This window comes from Blautia sp. 1001283B150304_161114_C9 (assembly GCF_015668165.1).
In the GTDB taxonomy this organism is placed as follows: Bacteria; Bacillota; Clostridia; order Lachnospirales; family Lachnospiraceae; genus Blautia_A; species Blautia_A wexlerae.
In genome coordinates, this window is the sequence record NZ_JADPGO010000018.1 from 25,377 (window position 1) to 43,563 (window position 18,187).

16 protein-coding genes are annotated in these 18,187 nt (G+C 41.2%); 1 reads left to right on the forward strand and 15 read right to left on the reverse strand.

The features are described 5' to 3' along the window. Nucleotides 1–41 precede the first annotated feature (41 nt). Entirely contained in the window at nt 42–1,616 is a 1,575-nt protein-coding gene (locus tag I4V44_RS10525) for a glycoside hydrolase family 43 protein (RefSeq protein WP_118758996.1), read from the reverse strand. A gap of 44 nt (nt 1,617–1,660) precedes the next feature. Then, nucleotides 1,661–2,617 (reverse strand): family 43 glycosylhydrolase, encoded by a 957-nt coding sequence (locus tag I4V44_RS10530; protein ID WP_118758995.1) that lies wholly within the window; start codon nt 2,615–2,617, stop codon nt 1,661–1,663. 187 nt (nt 2,618–2,804) lie between these two features. Here I4V44_RS10530 and I4V44_RS10535 point away from each other — a divergent pair, with 187 nt between their 5' ends. Beyond that, complete coding sequence (locus I4V44_RS10535; RefSeq protein ID WP_022380673.1) at nt 2,805–3,728, forward strand: ArsR/SmtB family transcription factor; 924 nt, start codon at nt 2,805–2,807, stop codon at nt 3,726–3,728. Between the two features lie 96 nt (nt 3,729–3,824). On the opposite strand, the gene I4V44_RS10540 is transcribed toward I4V44_RS10535, so the two are convergent. The 13 genes from I4V44_RS10540 to I4V44_RS10600 form a co-directional block, all read right to left on the reverse strand. Next, nucleotides 3,825–5,753, reverse strand: a complete 1,929-nt coding sequence (locus I4V44_RS10540; RefSeq protein ID WP_118409210.1) for a glycoside hydrolase family 127 protein — start codon at nt 5,751–5,753, stop codon at nt 3,825–3,827. Then, nucleotides 5,750–6,022 carry a DUF6171 family protein gene (locus I4V44_RS10545; RefSeq protein WP_008707104.1) on the reverse strand — a complete coding sequence of 91 codons (273 nt, stop codon included), beginning with the start codon at nt 6,020–6,022 and terminating at the stop codon, nt 5,750–5,752. Before I4V44_RS10545 ends, I4V44_RS10540 begins: the two co-directional genes overlap by 4 nt. Nucleotides 6,023–6,077: 55 nt before the next feature. Next, on the reverse strand, nt 6,078–7,580 hold the full coding sequence (locus I4V44_RS10550) for an alpha-N-arabinofuranosidase (RefSeq protein ID WP_196002692.1): 1,503 nt from the start codon (nt 7,578–7,580) through the stop codon (nt 6,078–6,080). Between the two features lie 262 nt (nt 7,581–7,842). Then, entirely contained in the window at nt 7,843–8,679 is an 837-nt protein-coding gene (locus I4V44_RS10555; RefSeq protein WP_196002693.1) for an alpha/beta hydrolase, read from the reverse strand. 111 nt (nt 8,680–8,790) lie between these two features. Next, nucleotides 8,791–9,042, reverse strand: a complete 252-nt coding sequence (gene spoIIID, locus I4V44_RS10560; RefSeq protein ID WP_022380265.1) for a sporulation transcriptional regulator SpoIIID — start codon at nt 9,040–9,042, stop codon at nt 8,791–8,793. A 133-nt stretch (nt 9,043–9,175) separates the two neighbouring features. After that, complete coding sequence (gene sstT / locus I4V44_RS10565) at nt 9,176–10,402, reverse strand: serine/threonine transporter SstT (protein WP_062807111.1); 1,227 nt, start codon at nt 10,400–10,402, stop codon at nt 9,176–9,178. A 242-nt stretch (nt 10,403–10,644) separates the two neighbouring features. Further along, nucleotides 10,645–12,549: an EAL domain-containing protein gene (locus I4V44_RS10570; protein WP_118409218.1), complete on the reverse strand. Its 1,905-nt coding sequence runs from the start codon at nt 12,547–12,549 to the stop codon at nt 10,645–10,647. Next, nucleotides 12,539–14,212 (reverse strand): GGDEF domain-containing protein, encoded by a 1,674-nt coding sequence (locus I4V44_RS10575; protein WP_008707149.1) that lies wholly within the window; start codon nt 14,210–14,212, stop codon nt 12,539–12,541. Before I4V44_RS10575 ends, I4V44_RS10570 begins: the two co-directional genes overlap by 11 nt. A gap of 187 nt (nt 14,213–14,399) precedes the next feature. Next, the gene (locus I4V44_RS10580) at nt 14,400–15,035 is read right to left on the reverse strand and encodes a GTP pyrophosphokinase (RefSeq protein WP_008707150.1); all 636 of its coding nucleotides are present in this window, start codon (nt 15,033–15,035) and stop codon (nt 14,400–14,402) included. Between the two features lie 350 nt (nt 15,036–15,385). Further along, entirely contained in the window at nt 15,386–16,531 is a 1,146-nt protein-coding gene (gene fucO, locus I4V44_RS10585; RefSeq protein ID WP_008707151.1) for a lactaldehyde reductase, read from the reverse strand. A 189-nt stretch (nt 16,532–16,720) separates the two neighbouring features. Continuing rightward, on the reverse strand, nt 16,721–17,299 hold the full coding sequence (locus I4V44_RS10590; RefSeq protein WP_008707152.1) for a TetR/AcrR family transcriptional regulator: 579 nt from the start codon (nt 17,297–17,299) through the stop codon (nt 16,721–16,723). Between the two features lie 43 nt (nt 17,300–17,342). After that, nucleotides 17,343–17,747, reverse strand: a complete 405-nt coding sequence (locus tag I4V44_RS10595) for a HEPN domain-containing protein (RefSeq protein ID WP_008707154.1) — start codon at nt 17,745–17,747, stop codon at nt 17,343–17,345. Continuing rightward, nucleotides 17,740–18,075 (reverse strand): nucleotidyltransferase domain-containing protein, encoded by a 336-nt coding sequence (locus I4V44_RS10600; protein WP_008707155.1) that lies wholly within the window; start codon nt 18,073–18,075, stop codon nt 17,740–17,742. The genes I4V44_RS10595 and I4V44_RS10600 overlap by 8 nt, the downstream gene beginning before the upstream one ends. Nucleotides 18,076–18,187 lie beyond the last annotated feature (112 nt).

Consider the following 18,187-nt stretch of genomic DNA (forward strand, 5'->3'; position numbering starts at 1 on the left):
GACTTCAGATTTATATACTGCCCAAATACTCCCGCAGCCATTTATGGCAACAAATATTTCACACCCCATATGGTTTCATTATTGTCACCCTTAGCGCTGAAGCACATCGTATCATTGCCTGCCTCATCGGTCATTTCCAGGACAACTCCTGTATAAGTATTTTCACCGAGAGTCACATCAATATATGGTGTGCCTTCTTCCGCTTCCCATGTGCCTTCCAGTTCTTCTCCGGTAACTGTTCCGTCTGCATTAAGCTGAATTCTCTGCGGTTTATGTACTTTGTCCGAAATATCCGTACCATGGTTTACCAGATAAAAAGTACCCTTGATTTCATCCCCGGAATATCCATCCTCTTTCAACGTCTCGCCGTCTGTGGCAAATGGCGCAGCAACCAGCCATCCGTCTTTTGTGCGGAACAACTGATGTACGCGAGGCTCATGAAGTTCTCCGGTTTTAGCAAAACGCTGATGATAGACCAGGTATAATTTACCATCTTCATCTTCAAATGCAGTCTGTCCGCCAGGTGCCATATAGGTCTGGGTAAGACTTGGGAATGTATAATTTCCCATCATTTTCAGCCCATGATCTTTATGCTCCACAAATAAATACATATCCTTCCCTGCTGCATCTGTATAAGTTCCGTCCACAGTGTCACAGCGGAAGAGTCGCATCTGATAACCTCCTTTTGCCTGCAGATTTCCATAGGACAAAAACAGATAATAGTATCCACTGGTCTCATCATACATAATATGCGGGCCTTCGATGGAGTTGTGATAACCACCGAGAAGTTTCTTACCATAATAGCTGTCCACATGATTTTCTTCGTCTGCTTCCGGATAAATCGGATAGCCGGTCTCTTCATCAATCTCAATCAGAAAAATACCGCCGGACCAGGATCCATAAACCATCCACATACGCCCGTCTTCATCATAAAAAACATCCGGATCAATACAGTTTGGCCAGTTATTGTTGTCATAAGACGCTGCTGTATATGGCCTCGGGTCTGTTCCCATCAGTTCTTCGATATTACTTTCCTTAACATCATGATAGCTATAACCAGAGTACAGGAATGTATCCTCATAGTGATACGGACCTTCAATGTCGTCTGCTGTTGCAAAACAGATATTGGATTTCACATAAGAAGATGTGGTACAGAAATACATCACATATTTTCCCATTTTTTTGTTATAGATGACATCCGGTGCCCACACGGAATAACCACCTTCCTCGTTCTTTCCTACATAAGTAAACGCTGCCGGATCGCCGTCTTCTTCTCCATCAAAAAGATTGTCAAACAGCTTATTCTCTGCGTTGACCCCGGAAGAAAAACCGATCCAGTTTCTCAGATCTGCAGACTTCGCAGATTCCATATGGGAGCCAAAGATATAGTAAGTGTCATTGTCTTTGATGACAGATGGATCATGTACAGAAACTCCGGCAGTGAATCCGCCTTTCTTAATCCGGCTCTCAATATCATCTGTGCCTGCTGTTTCTTTTTCGTTTGCCGCATCTGTTGTCTCTGCTGTGCCATCAGCAGCTTCCGCAGCATATATACTCTGTGATCCGAGAAGCATCATTCCTGTCAGCCCCAGAATTATTCCCCATTTTTTTCTCATACCAGTTCTCCTGTTTTCCAAATATTATCCCATCTCAGGTTACGTTAATCTTCGTAAGAAAATATCGGTGCGCCTGTTTTTTCATCCCAGCGGATTTTCATCAGCATGGCATGACGGTTTGGATTGTACAGCGGATTTCCTTCAATCTCTGCTTCTGTTCTCGCATGATAAACCATGATCGGGTTTCCTTCTTCGTCTTCAGTAAAGGAATTATGCCCCGGTCCATAGATTCCTCTGGACTCATCTGTACGAAGAACCGGATAACGTTCTTTTGTCCAGGATTTCGGATCAAGAAGATCAGAATTTTCATCTGCTGTAAGCATTCCCATGCAATATGCAGCACCGGTCTCAGATGCAGAATAGGTAAGATAAATCCTGCCGTCATGATGAATAACTGCCGGTCCTTCATTCACCCAGAACCCAACTCTTTCCCAGTCATAATCCGGTGAAGTGAGAAGTACCTGGACGGTTTTCAGTTTATACGGAGTTTCCATTTCACCAATATAAAGGTTGGAAATCTGCTTGCCAACTCCTACCTTCTCAGCCCATACATAGTAATGTTTTCCCTTGTTTTCAAATACTGTTGCATCCAGAGAGAAAGCTTCAAAAGAAAATTCATCTGCATCCGCACGTCCCATCTTACCTTTCTCTGTCCAGACTCCTGTAAGCGGATCTGTATCTGCACATTCCAACACATATGGGCGGATTGCCCAGACATCATCTTTGTCCCCGCCTGCAAAATAGATATACCATTTATCATCCAGATAATGAAGCTCCGGCGCCCAGATATGTTCGCTCATGATTCCTTCTTTGTGTTTCTCCCAGACTGTCACTTCTTCCGCATCTTTCAGTCCTGCCAGAGTTTTGCTTCTTCTCAGCACGATCCGGTCATAGGCCGGTATGGATGCTGTAAAATAATAGTTTCCATCTGTGTGGCGGTAAACATATGGATCTGCTCTCTGCAGAATCCATGGCTCATTATACTTAAGTTCTTCACTCATTGTATGTCCCCCTGTTCGCTTTTTATTTTAGGTTTATATAAATTATTTTTTATATATTTAAAATTGTACTGCATTTTTCAGAAAATATCAACCATATTTTTTTCTTTTCGTTGCACATTTTTTTCAGATTCGTTATAATTTACCGTAAACGTTACAAAATCATTTTTAACAGAAAGGGAAATCCGTTATGTTATATATTAAAAGTCTGGAGCAGGCGGTCCCTGTCTTCAAAGCTCTTGGTTCTGACATCCGCATACGGCTGATTCAGACTCTCCTTGAGCATCAGGAAATGAATATGAATGAACTGGCTTCCAGTCTGGGGATTACCAACGGTGCCCTGACCAGCCATGTAAAGAAACTCGAAGAATCCGGAATTCTCGCAATTCTTCCAGAGCATTCCGGCCACGGAAACCAGAAGGTCTGTCGCATTAATGTTGACAAGATCCTGGTTGATATTGCCTCTAACAATGACAGCCCGGCTGAGGATAGTTACTCTATTGACATTCCGATCGGCAACTACTTTAATTATTCTGTCTATCCAACCTGTGGGCTGTCTACTACCGATAATCTCATCGGTGAGGTAGATGATCCTCGTTATTTTGCGCATCCGAGCCATGTAGATGCAAAGATTTTATGGTTTGGACGGGGATTTATTGATTACCGCATTCCAAATATGCTGCCTCCGGGACAGAAGATCGATCGTCTGACACTCTCCTTTGAGATCAGTTCAGAAGCTCCCGGAGTCAACAGTGACTGGCCTTCTGATATTTCCTTTTTCCTGAATAATACAAAGGTCGGAACCTGGACAAGCCCCGGAGATTTCGGTGATGTCCACGGTATGTTCACTCCCGACTGGTGGTTCCCGAACTGGAATCAGTATGGTCTTCTGAAGATGCTTGTCATTGACCGTCACGGTACTTTTATCGATGGATTAAAGATCTCTGATGTGAATACACAGCAGCTCACTTTTACCTCTCAGGATGATATGGTATTCCGTTTCCAGGTGGATGAACCATCTCAGAATATTGGCGGTCTGACACTCTTCGGAAAAGATTTCGGAAACTATAATCAGGATATTAATGTGAAAGTGCATTATACTCCAAATGTATAATTTTACAGAATATCTGAAAACAGCAAAAAGCAAGGAACCGATGTGTTTTGCCACATAGTTCCTTGCTTTTGTTTTATATTTCATCTGATTCTCCGGTTATTCTCCGCGCATCCAGACTCTCATCTGATTTTCTCCGCGGTTGCCCCATGTGTAATACGGCACTGCTGTCAGTGTTGTCAGCGTTCTCACCGGTGCAATATCACTGTACAGAGAATCTCCCACTGTTTCCAGCTTACGTGCTTTGATCTTAAGCAGGACGCAGCCTTCCAACAGGCCTTCTTTGCAGACTTCCTCTTCCATCTTTGCATCTTCAAAGATGTGGTAAGACTGAAGCAGGCCCGGATTGTCCACACCCTCGAAACAATAAACGATCGGCCCGCGCATAAATGCTACACAGCCGGCATCTTCCCTTACTTTAAGGTTTGCATAAATCTTGCGGATCTTCATCGGAAAAGCAAGTTCTACTTCATCATTTTCCCACACTCTCTTAAGGATCAGATATCCTTTTTCCACATCTGCAGTGATATTCTTCTCTTTTCCATTTATACGTACCTGAACAGAACCCGGGCGTACCCAGGATGGGATATGGATTCCCAGGATAGTCTCTTCCTCTGTTTTTCCGGTTATATGATAGGTCACTCTGCCATCCCACGGATAGTTGCTTTCTACAGTTACATCCATCTTATCAAAGTGTGCTTCTGTGCCTGCCGGGATATGAGAATAAACTCCCTCTTCAGTCTCACTCCACAGATATTTGCCAAGAGACATCAGCAGACGCACTACATTGGGAGGACAACATGCACATGTATACCAGCCCGGACGCTCCGGCAGAACATGCTTATATCCATATAATTTTCCGCTGACTCCAGGTTCTGTTTCCAGTGGATTTACATAGAAAAATCTCTTTCCGTCAAGCTGCATTCCGCTGATGATCCCATTATAAAGTGCTCGTTCCATCACATCTGCATAGCGTCCATCCATCACATTATCAAGCATCTTTCTTGCAAAAAATACCAGCCCGATGGATGCACAGGTTTCCGCATAAACGGTGTCATTCGGCAGATCATAATCAATGGTAAATGCCTCGCCGTCTACGGTACTGCCGATTCCTCCGGTGATATACATTCTCTTCTGAGTCATGTTCTCCCAGAGATCACAGCATGCCTGATAGAGTTTTTCATCTTTGTAAAGAGAAGCCAGTTCTGCCATGGCAGTATACATGTAAACTGCACGGACACTGTGTCCTACTGCTTCTTTCTGCTCATAGACAGTAGCATGTGCCTGGTTATATTCTCTGTTATGCACATCCATATCAAAGTGAACCCAGCCTCTTTTTTTCCTCTCTTTGACAAAGTAATCCGGATCTTTTCCACGCTGTTCAATGAAATATCTGGCAAGGTCTTTGTAATTTTCTTTTCCGGTTACTTCATAGAGACGCAGAAGTCCCAACTCGATTTCCTGATGTCCCGGAATGCCCGCTTCTTTACCTTCTTCTGTTCCAAAACGTTTCCCGATATGTTCTGCCATGCGCTCCATTACATGAAGCAGACGGTCTTTTCCAGTCACCTCATAGTAAGCCGCCGCTGCTTCCATCATATGTCCGGCACAGTATAATTCATGGCATTCCTGTAAGTTCTGCCAGCGGTGTTCCGGCTCTTTGATCGTGAAAAAAGTATTCAGATAACCGTCATCCTGCTGCGCTTTTTCAATGATTTCAATAACCTTATCTGCACGTTCTTCCAGTTCAGCATCCGGTCGGACTTCCAGTGCATACGCCACACCTTCCAGCCATTTGGCAACATCACTGTCCTGGAAAACCATTCCGTAAAATTCACCCTCTTCCAGTCCCGCTGCAATACGGAAGTTTGCCAATGCATGGCTCTTTTCCACTCCCGGAATCTCATCATTTAATATTTTCTCCTGATAAGGAATTACTGTATCCATTACCAGTTCCTGATATCCTCGCCAGAATTTATCCGTTACTTTTACCTTATTCAGCAAACTGCTCTTTAAACCTTCTTTCATTTCTGCGCCTCCCATTTTGCCGGCAGATCCGGACATTTTCGCACCTTCTGTACAGCCCGCAGTTCCACAAAGCATCCGCAGAGCCTGCACATCCCACTCATTAATCGTTCACAGGAGCTGCATATGCCAAGCCTTTTCTCATAGGTCTGCTGATCTACTTTCAGCTCTTCATCCATACGCTGAATATAGCGTGACAGATCCTCATAAAAAGCTTCTTCATTCTTCTGTCCGGGCAAACATTTCCTGCACACACGCAGCTTCCCATTCATACCTCAGTCTCCTTTTTATTCCCATATATAAATGTTCACAGAAAATGCCTGCCTGTTATCTTACTTCCAGATGGAGAACACTGCATTTAGGAATTATAAATTTAATTCCCTCTGCTGTTTTTTCCACTTCGTTAAATTCTTTTACACGAACCTGATCCGGTGTTTCGAAGGTATTCATTTCGTGCATTTCACCGTGTACAATCTCACCTTTAACTTCATTTACCTGGTAATCTGTAAGGATAGTTCTGATTTCATAATCTTTATCCAGAGACAGGTTTGTCAGTGTGATATGTACAGCTCCGTCTTCTGCTACAGATACGGATTCTGTCAGGTTCGGTACCTGCCATTCGTCTTCCACACCAATAGTTTCTGTTTCAACAGAACTGTCTACAAGCATTGCATCCTGATGATATTTATACATATCAAATACATGATAAGTTGGTGTCAGAATCATATCAGCACCGTCAGTAAGAATCACAGACTGAAGCACATTTACGATCTGTGCAAGGTTCGCCATCTTTACTCTGTCGCTGTGTTTGTTAAAGATATTCAAAGTGATACCTGCGATCAGGGCATCTCTCATTGTGTTCTGCTGATACAGGAATCCCGGGTTTGTTCCTGGTTCTACTGTGTACCATGCACCCCATTCATCAACGATCATGCCGATTTTTTTCTCTGGATCATATTCGTCCATGATATGTCCGTGACGCTCGATCAAAGTTTCCATAAAGAGCGCTTTATTCAGACTCTTATACCATACCTTATCATCAAAATCTGTAGCACTTCCCTTGATCTCCCATCCTTCCGGATGTACATAATAATGAAGAGAAAGACCATCCATATTTCCGTGAAGTTCTTTCAGACAATGATTATGTGTAGTCTTTAATACTTCGGAAGTCCACTCATAATCATCTACATTGGCACCACAGCAGACTTTGTGGATTGGATGATCCGGATGATAATTACGGACATAAGTCTGATAACGGCGGTATTCATTTGCATAGAAGTCAGGATTCATATTTCCGCCGCATCCCCAGTTTTCATTTCCAACTCCAAAGAAATCCAGTTTCCATGGTTTCTCATGTCCGTTTTTCTTACGGAGGTCAGCCATCGGAGAAACACCCTCGAATGTGATATATTCTACCCATTCAGACATTTCCTGAACTGTTCCGCTTCCCAGGTTACCATTAACATAAGCTTCGCAGCCAAGCTGCTCACAGAGTTCAAAAAATTCATGTGTACCAAAGCTGTTATCCTCTACCACACCGCCCCAGTGTGTGTTGATCATTTTTTTACGTGTTTCCTTTGGTCCGATACCGTCTTTCCAGTGGTATTCATCTGCGAAACATCCACCCGGCCAGCGAAGTACCGGAATCCTGATATGCTTCAGTGCTTCTACTACGTCTGTACGCATTCCGTTCTTGTTCGGAATCGGGGAATCCTCACCTACATAGATTCCTTCGTAGATACATCTTCCCAGATGCTCTGAAAAATGTCCATAGATCTCTTTGTTGATTTTGCTCTGTTTCTTTGATGGATTAATTATAAGCTTAGTCATTTTTACCTCCACAGTTTATGATTTCAGGTTTTTATTTTACCTTTTTCTAAAATAATATACTTTATTTTGCTTTTTCATTATACACAACTTCTGTCTGATATTCAATATATTTTCTGCAAAATTGCTATGATAATTTTGTATTAAGAAGGAGTCCTGCCCATAGGGCTTTATTCTGTTACAGGAACATTACGGAGTAATTTCCTGCAACAGAAATAAAAAGAGCCACAACAGATTTCATATCCATCTGTTGCAACTCTCTCATTTACAGTCCTACATTCCCACTGTTCATCCCTTCTTTGCTGTCCCTATCAAGAGGCAGCCAGTCCAGGACTTTCTTAATATAACGATTCCAGAAATCCCACTCATGTGCTCCCGGACCTTCCTCGTAAGTTACATCCACACCCAGTTTCTGCATGGTATCTCTGAACTTACGGTTCGGAGGAAGAAGCGGATCATCCAGTCCACAGGCAAGGTACATATGCGGAAATGGGATTCCATCTTTTTTCATATTTTCAGCAATCCATTCCGGATTGATCTCACAGTCTTTGATCCGGGACAGATCTCCAAATACACTCTCCAGAAAACTTTTTTTCTCAAAGAACATAGGAGAACTGTCATCTGCTGTCCCCATTTTTTCAAGTATCACGGCTGAAGAAAGGCCTGCGATATATCCGAATGTATCATGGTATTTCAGACCATTTCGGATTGCACCGTATCCTCCCATAGATAACCCGGCGATAAATGTATCTTCTTTTTTGTGGGATAACGGAAACATTCTTCGTGTGATCTTTACAAGTTCTTTTCCGATAAATTCACTGTAGTTTTCATTTGCATTCGGATGATCCATATAGAACATATTTGCTCCGGAAGGCATAACTACTGCCAGATTCTTTTCTTCTGCCCATCGCTTAATACATGTTCCTGTTACCCAGTCTGTGTAATTTCCCATTACTCCGTGAAGCAGATACAAAGTCTTAAACGGTTTGTTCTCTTCTTCTGTTTCTTCTCCAAAAAACACTTTATCAGCCGGCAGGATTACATTCATCGTTACCGGACGCATCAGTGCTTTTGAAAAGAAGTTCACTTCCATTAATGCCATCTTCTTGTCCTCCTTATGTATATACAAAATATCCTGAAATATCTGGATTTATTATACAGAAAATGTATCAAAAAAGCTACTGTCATATCCGACAGCAGCTTCTTTTACGCTCTAATGCTGATGTAAATATTTTTCTCTTGTAGCGAGCCCACCTCTGATATGCCGCTCCTGCTTGTTCACATCCAGAACCTGTCTCACTTCACATGCCAGTCCCGGATTGAGCTGACTGAGACGGTCAGTGCAGTCCTTATGTACAGTGCTCTTACTAATCCCGAATTTCTTCGCCGCCTGACGCACCGTTGCCTTTGTATCAATAATATAATTTGCAATTTCCACTGCCCGCTCCTCGATATAATCTTTCACGGATAAGCCTCCGAAGACGCTGTTTTTACAGTGTATGCACAGAAATTTCCGAATATGTAGCAATCGTTTTTATAGTTGTGCCTTATAAAAGAACGACCGTCCATACCGGACGACCGTTTCGCTCATTGCAATCTTATTTAAATTTAATCTCTTTCCCTTCAAGTCTCCACTGTCTGAATTCTGCGGAAGCAGATAACAGAAGATCTGACGAAGAGTTCAGAGCTGTTTCTACAGAATCCTGAACTACGCCAATGATAAATCCTACTGCAACAACCTGCATGGAAATGTCATCTGAAATTCCGAACAGAGAGCATGCCATCGGGATCAGAAGAAGTGATCCGCCGGCTACACCGGAAGCGCCACATGCTGACAGAGCTGCAAGAAGACTCAGGATAATTGCTGTCGGAATATCTACATGAATACCAAGAGTAAATGCAGTTGCCATTGTCATAACCGTAATAGTGATAGCCGCACCATCCATATTAATAGTTGCACCAAGCGGAATGGTTACAGAATAAGTATCTCTGTCCAGTCCCATCTCTTCACAGACTTTCATGTTTACCGGAATATTAGCTGCGGAACTTCTTGTAAAGAAAGCCGTCAGCGCACTTCTCTTCAGGCAGTGGAAAATCAGCGGATATGGATTCTGGCGGATGCACCAGTAAACCAGAAGCGGATTGGTCACAAAATAGATAAACAGCATACATCCTACAAGAAGAAGCAACAGTTTTCCATAAGTCGTAAAGATATCCAGACCGTTTGTAGATACTGTGTTAAATACCAGACCAAAAATTCCAAAAGGTGCAAGATTAATGATCCAGGTTACTACCATGGAAATACCATCTGCAACATCAGCCAGAACCTTCTTTGTCATCTTATCAGCTGCACGAAAAGCAAGCCCAAGAAGAACAGCCCACATCAGGATCCCTACATAGTTTGCATTTACCAGTGAAGATACCGGGTTGGCAACTACGTTCAGAAGCAGGTTATTTAATACCTCAACGATACCCTGTGGTGCACTTGTATCTGTTGCTGCATTTGCAAGTGTCATCTTTACAGGAAATGCCATACTCGCAAATACTGCGATCACTGCTGCCAGAACTGTACTGAACATATAGAGAATGATAACTGTCTTAATAACTCCTCCGTGAGATTTTCCTGCATTACACAGGGAACTGATAACCAGGAAGAATACCAGCAAAGGTGCGATTGCCTTTAATGCACTTACAAAGACATCACCCAGAATTGCGATTCCTGTTGCCTGCGGTACAGCAATTCCCAGAATCGCACCCAGAATCAGGCCAACCAGGATTCTCTTTACAAGAGCAATCCTGGTCCATTTGTCCCAAACTTTTTTCATTTCTTTAATCCTCTTTCCCTTTAATTTGATAAAACAATGATACGTTACATTATAAAGGAAGCACATAGAATATGCAAGAACATCTTTATAAGTGTATTGTATTTCTGTTTTTAAATTATTTAAAAAAGCAGATGTCGTTCAATCATTTATATCTGATTGAACAACACCTGCTTTCTCTCCGGCGCAGTGCGATTCTGTCCGGAGGACCTTTTTATGTTATAGGTATATTACGGAATAATTTCCTATAACATGAAAAGTCTCAGCAACTCTACCTCCGGAAGTGGTCTTGAGAAGTAATATCCCTGGACCATGTCCACGCCCCATTCTCTCAGCAGACTCACCTCTTCTTCTGTTTCTGCTCCTTCTGCTACAATTGTATAACCCATATTCTGCATAACCGTCACAATACTGTGGTAAAAAACAGCAGCCTGTTCATCACAGGTAATCCCTGTTAACAACGATCTGTCCATTTTCACCACATCAAACGGAAGTCTCAATACTGCATTCAGATTTGCATACCCTGAACCAAAATCATCCAGACATAATCCGATTCCCGCATTCGTAAAATCCTCCACAGCTTTGCAGAAACTTTCACTGTATTCAGTTGCCACTGTCTCAGTAATCTCAAACTGAAAATATTTCGGTGAAAGCTCATACTCCTTCACTATATCGATCAGAAGCTGACTGTGTCCCGGTTTTAACAGTTCGGAAGGTGACAGATTGAACTTTACATTCTTAATCTGTTTCATCATATATTCATTCTCTTTAATAAAACGGCACACCCTTCTGAACTGAAGCAGTCCGATCTGTGCGATGAGCCCCTGCCTTTCTGCAATACTGATAAACACATCCGGCGGGATCATTCCCATACAGGGATGCTTCAGCCTGCTCAAAGCTTCGAGAGTAATATAACGATCTTCCTTTGTCCAGAATACCGGCTGATAGTACACTTCAAACAGGTCTTTATCCACTGCTGTTTTCAGGAAATGCTCCACCTCTTTTTCATAACGGAAGCCCTCCAGAATCCTGTCATCTGACTGGATCACTACCGTTTCATCTGCACGTTTTACCAAAGATATCAGATACTCGATATATGCCAGCAGTACATCTTCCTTCTCCATCTTTTCACCGTTGATAATCCCGCAGATGATTGCCGGAAAAGTGATTTTTTCCCCGTCAGTTTCAAAAGGTTCTTTGAAATAGTTCTCAATCTCCTGTCTTTTTTTCTCATATTCTGTCAATGAATCTGTAATGATCAGAAAACAGTTTCCTGTGGTTCGGAACACCTGTACAGAACCTGTAATGTTTTGCAGTTCTCTTGCAATCTGTACCAGAAGCAGATCACCTGTACTACTTCCGTAAACCTTATTAATCTGTTTCAGCATAAACAGCTCTACAGCAATCACATGAAACTCGATTCCTTTGGTAAATTTCTCCTGTATCCAGTTATCAAAATACCTTTTATCAAATGCTCCTGTTGTACTGTCTATATAATCACCTGGATTGTTCATCATAAGATAGAGAAATATGAGACCAAGTGCCAGTCCAAAATCTGACAGAAATATGTACCCTGTGTACAGTTCCACTCCTATACATACGCCTTCGATCACAAGAAATTCGCCTGCAATACTCATCTTTTCCGGCGTATAGTCCTCTCTGCTTCTGATCATACGCTGCATTATCAGAACGATATAAACCAGGGCATAGAGATAAAGAAACACGTACCCTGTTCCTTTTTGAAAAACGCCATTACTGTCAAAACAGAAAAATCCCCCGCTTCCAAGGTTTCCAAGTACAGCTATCATCATAGCCACCGTAATCCCGGCACAGATCACAGATAATGCACCGCTCTTTTTCTCATTTTCACGCGAATCAGGAATACATGAATACAAAATATAAGGAATCAGAATATCAAGCAAATAGATTCCTGTCAGAATACCCATGACAGTTCCTTCATCTTCCGCTGTGTAATTCATAATTGTCAGCGTACCCAACAGGTCAGACAAAATATATAAACCGCTCAGGACAAGTATATATGTAAATGTTTTCACATTTGCATTATGCAGTTTCTTCTGCGTCAGAAAATGATATAAGAGTAACGCTGTAATAATAACTGCCGCTACCTGAAAGTTTATATTATAATTCATGTGTCTTTCTCTCTTTCATTTTATTCTGATACATATTCGTATCTGCCTCATACTTCCATTCACCAGTTGTCTTCAGCTTTCCCCTGTCATCCCGAATTGAACTGAAACCTCTTGAAATAGACATACGATATCTGCTGTTTCTGTTATAACGCCTTATTTCTTTATCCAGTTTCTCAGACAATGCATTCCTGTCTTCCTCCGGATCAAACACAACTACCGCAAACTCATCTCCTCCTGTGCGATAACATTTTCCGATTGCTCCAAAAACATTCTCAATGCATCTGGCAGCCGCCACAATAACCTCATCTCCTGCCGCTCTGCCAAAATCATTATTGATCCTGCGCAGATAATCAATATCCATAAAGACCAGCAGGATATCCTTATGCTCATTCATGGTTTTCGGAATTTCCGCCAGCAGATTTTCAAAAGGTTCCCTGCTCTGCATTCCGGTCATCCAGTCCTCTTTCATCAGTCGTTCATATGCCTGCATTTCTGTCCGGTAACGGACCTTTCCAACAAGACTGATCACAGTATCTGCAATGATCATAACCAGAAATACCAGTATTCCAAACTCAAATATTGCTCCATAATAGGATATTTCAAACAGCCAGTACAATGACAGTGACAAAAGTCCACTGAACAATAATATCATATAAGCGATCAATATGATCTGCACACTTCGATCCGGCTTCTTTCTATATTCTTTCCAGAGCAGTACCGCTACGATCAGTACCCACGTTATCAGCAGAACATGTGTTACAAACAGCATATCTGCAAACGTGAATACCCCGAAATAGGCCAGAAGTCCCTGAATAAATGCATTCAGATAAAACACAGCAATTCCTGCATCCAAAATGCGTTCCTTTTTCAGTCCACCTATTTTCTGGGCAAAATGCAGCATCGGTACCGAATGTAACATAAACATATAAAAAGAAATCGTACAAAGCATATCCGGATGACTGCTATAGGTCTGGATCGCCGAAGAATCTGTAATCAGCCAGACTGCACATATCATAAGGAACAATGCTACATCGCGAAATCTGGCATCCGGCATCTGACGGTATTTCAGATAAACTGTAATCAACAGAGAAATAACGCTCAAAACAAGAAAACACAAAGCAATACCTATAACTATTCCTGAATTCTGTAAATGTAAAGCAATGACTGCACTTCCGGTTCCAATATAAACAGAAGTCAAAACGTACTTTCCGTGATGTGGATTTGAATAAACCAGCTTCAGCGGCTCATTCTGCATGTCTGTAGGGATTTCCCCTACACATTCCAGTTTTGATTTCATCTGCGTATTCCTTACAAAGGTTGTATCCTGATATTCATAGATGGGACGGTCACCCAGCCAGATTTTCAGATCATACTGTGCACCTCTGGTTGTAACTACCTTACCGGCATCCAGATCAGTAATCCCGTCATTATATAATATCAGTTCTTCCCCTTTCTCTGCCTGTATTGTATCCGGAAGAGTAACTTCTGTTCTTTTTCCGTTGTCATAATAGTACCAGCCAGAAGATATCTTCCTGATCTGGTTCACCGGCTGCATCTTTTCTCCCAGTGACATAACTCCCAGAACAGCAGCAAAAACAGCCATCACCATGATAAACAGAAATATCTCTATGTTTTCTTTTTTCTTCTTCTGATTATATTTCACACGCTTCTCCTTCTCTTATTTCCAGAATCACAACTGTTCAGTACCTCAGCAGGATAATAAACTGCTGAATAGTTACCTTTATATTATTTTCTGAAGGTGCTGTCAGAAAATAATATAAGAGTACTATAAACCAATGTTATACTAACATCCCACTATAAAAAATACAAGACACAAAAACAGCCACCTTTTACAATGACTGTTTTACTTCTGCTGTTCTTTTTTCCTGTTGATGATCCGTCTCATTATACTGCTCAAAACGGCTCTCGATCTCTACCAGCATATTCGCATATTCTCTTAATTCCTCTTTTAGCTGTTCTTTATCTGTGCGTTCCTTTTTGTAGGAAATCCTATGCTCCATACTGGCCCAGAAATCCATGGACATAGTGCGAAACTGTATCTCCACCGGGAAGTATTCCATTCCATCCAGACAGTATACCGGCACTCCTACGATCACATGATAGCTTCTATATCCATTTGGCTTCGGGTTTCCAATGTAATCCCGTTCTTTGATCACGATCAAATCACTCTGACTCTTCAGAAGTTCTGTCAGATTATAGATATCATCTACAAAATAGCAGATTACTCTGACACCTGCAATATCCTGAAGATAATCCTTCGCATTCATCACAGTAGGTTCTTTTCCCTTTCGCTGTAATTTCTCTTCAATGCTCTGTTTCTTCTTGATCCTGCATTGGATGTTGTGGATCGGTCTTGCAGATGCTTCACCGTACAGGTTGTGATTCAACACATCAAGACGTGTGAGAAGCATCTGTTTAGCATCTTCATATGGTTGTATAAATTCATAGTATTCTTCATCTGTCATATTATTTCTCCTGTAAAAACCTCTGCTGTTATTCTTCTGTCTTTCATATTTCTTATTCTGTACTTCTTTGCAGAACTTACCTTTTTTCCACATTTGTACTGCAAAATAACCATTTTTTCCCCATTACGTTTCCATCATACAAAAGAAATGTGTTTAATCAGTGTCCCAATTCTAATCATTTTATAAACAAAATTCTCGTCCGTTTACACTTACATATGGCACTGCTTCTCATGCACAATCCCGCCACACTCAGAGCATCAGCACACTTATGGGAAATAAAAAAGCACTGACTGTGACAGTACTCCATTACAGCCGGTGCTTTTTTTATTTCATCTTATAACCATTATTAATTACATAATCTTACGGAACAGATCTTTCAAATCTTCTACGCTTGCATCTTTCGGGTTTCCTGGTGCGCATGCGTCTGCGTGTGCAGATTCTGCCAGGAACTGAAGGTCTTCTTCTTTGATTGCTTCCAGTTTAGTCGGGATTCCTACATCAACAGAAAGTTTCTTAACTGCTTCGATTGCTGCTTTTCTGTATTCATCCTGAGACATTTCATCTACACCTTTTACGCCCATTGCTCTGGCAATCTCACGATATTTCTCACCTGTGCATTCCTGATTGTATTCCATAACAATTGGAAGCATCATTGCGCAGGCAACACCGTGTGGTGTGTCATAAACAGCACCAAGTGTATGAGCCATGGAATGAGCGATTCCAAGACCTACGTTAGAGAATCCCATACCAGCGATATACTGTCCAAGAGCCATTCCTTCACGACCTTCTTTTGTGTTTTCAACAGCACCGCGGAGAGATTTGGAGATCAGCTCGATTGCTTTTAAATGGAACATATCTGTCATTTCCCACGCAGCTTTTGTTGTATATCCTTCGATTGCATGAGTGAGGGCATCCATACCTGTAGAAGCTGTCAATCCTTTTGGCATGGAGGACATCATTTCAGGATCAATAACTGCGATGATCGGCATGTCATGTGGGTCAACGCATACAAATTTACGTTTTCTTTCTACATCTGTGATAACGTAATTGATAGTTACCTCTGCTGCTGTACCTGCTGTTGTCGGAACTGCAATGATCGGTACACAGGGTTTCTTAGTTGGAGCTGTACCTTCAAGACTTCTTACGTCTTCAAATTCAGGGTTTGCAATGATGATACCGATTGCTTTGGAAGTGTCCATGGAAGAACCGCCGCCGATTGCAATCAGATAATCTGCGCCTGAATTCTTAAATGCCTGAACACCATGCTGTACGTTCTCGATTGTCGGGTTCGGTTTGATGTCTGAATACAGTTCATATGCAAGTCCGTTTTTCTCAAGAATGTCTGTAACTTTGCTTGTTACATGGAATTTTACAAGATCAGGGTCAGAACATACGAAAGCTTTCTTAAAGCCATGTGCTTTTGCTTCGTTTGCGATTTCCTCGATCGCTCCTGCTCCGTGATAAGATGTCTGATTTAAGTTAATTCTGTTTGCCATAATGATTTCCATTCCTTTCGGTATTCTTCAGTATTAGGTAAGTTTCCGCATCACTTATCTTTGTTATTATCTTAACAATATAAAATAAAAAAAGAAAGTTACACTTTAGCTCAAATGTAACCTTCTCACAATATTTGTGCAATAATGCCGAAAAACTGGGTGCAAAATTATGCATTAATATTGTTATATTTATGACAATATTTCCAGCTTTTCAAACAATTCCGAGAGTTTTCCAGGCATCCCGTCAACTAAAATTTTCGCCAGTCCCTCCGGTGCACATTCCAACTCTCCCAGTACCCATTTTACAGTCATATAAATAGAACTATGGCAGTACATTTCCAAAATGCAATGTATGGTCTCATCCGGAATCCTTCCTGTTTTCTCACGAATCAGATTCTCATAGAAGTCCAGGATCAGTTCAAAATCATGCTGGCGCAGACTGTTCTGACTGTCATACTTAAATGCTGCTGCAAAGAAAACATGCTCTTCCTGAATATAGGTAAACTTCTTTACCAGAGCATCATAAACAGTTTTTCCCATTCCCATATGCTCAAAGGATTTCGCCAGAAGCTTATCGAAATACCAGTTGATAAGGTCAAATTTGTCCATAAAATTCCGATAGAAAGTCTGCCTCGTAACACCACAATTCTCTGTGATCTGTTTTACTGTGATGTTATCTACAGACATCGTTTTCATACATTCCTTCATCGACCGCGCAAGACGGTATTTCATTTTTTCACCCTTGCTGTTTTCTGCCGTCAGCTTCATAAGATTTCCTCTCGCTAATTCATTTCTCTAGTGTGTCGACAAGTTAATATTGAATACCTTTCTCTGACAGATATTCTTCTATCTTTTCAATAATAAGCTTCGCTGACTTATATTGATCTGATGCATCTTTTAAAGATGCAACGTAAAAATCATCATAATCACTATTTTCTCTCTCCTGCTTTAGTCTTCCCAACCTCTTTCCCATTTCTCTTGGAAAAATCTCTTTTGCTATATAAGTTTTATTAAAATACGCAACCGCATCCTTATGACGCTTAAAATCAATCTCTTCTAAAGCTAATACTGCTTTTATTGCATAAAAAGCAGCATAATAACTACGATTTATTGAATCTTTATAATGTTGACTTTCTAAGCATAATACTGCCACTCCCAATGTCTCCACCGCATTCCGAATACGGTATATACATAAATCCTCTTTTTTGTCATTCATCGATCACTACCCCCTCATCTCGCACATTTCGGTAAAAAGGTAACGTATCAATCCAATACTCATACTGGTCTTCATTTTTAATGATGGGAGAGAACTCTATTCCTGTATTTATTTCAAACTCAAATGCAAGATCATAAATATCATTCTTCACTAATCGAATTTCTTCATCAGACATTTTCACCAAAATCATAATATCTATATCAGAATTTTCTCGAAAATCTCCTCTCGCATATGATCCATATACGATAATCTTTGTCAATTTATCGCCCAAAATACGTCTTAACTCCTGAGAAAATCTATATATGATGTTTCTGATATTTTCCGGCATATAATCACTTCCTCTTATTAATATCCCCCAATTTGCATATCTATATGTTAACATAAGTTTTTTGTTACATCAAGTTTCCCTCATCAGAAGTTCTCGACAAAACTTGATTTTA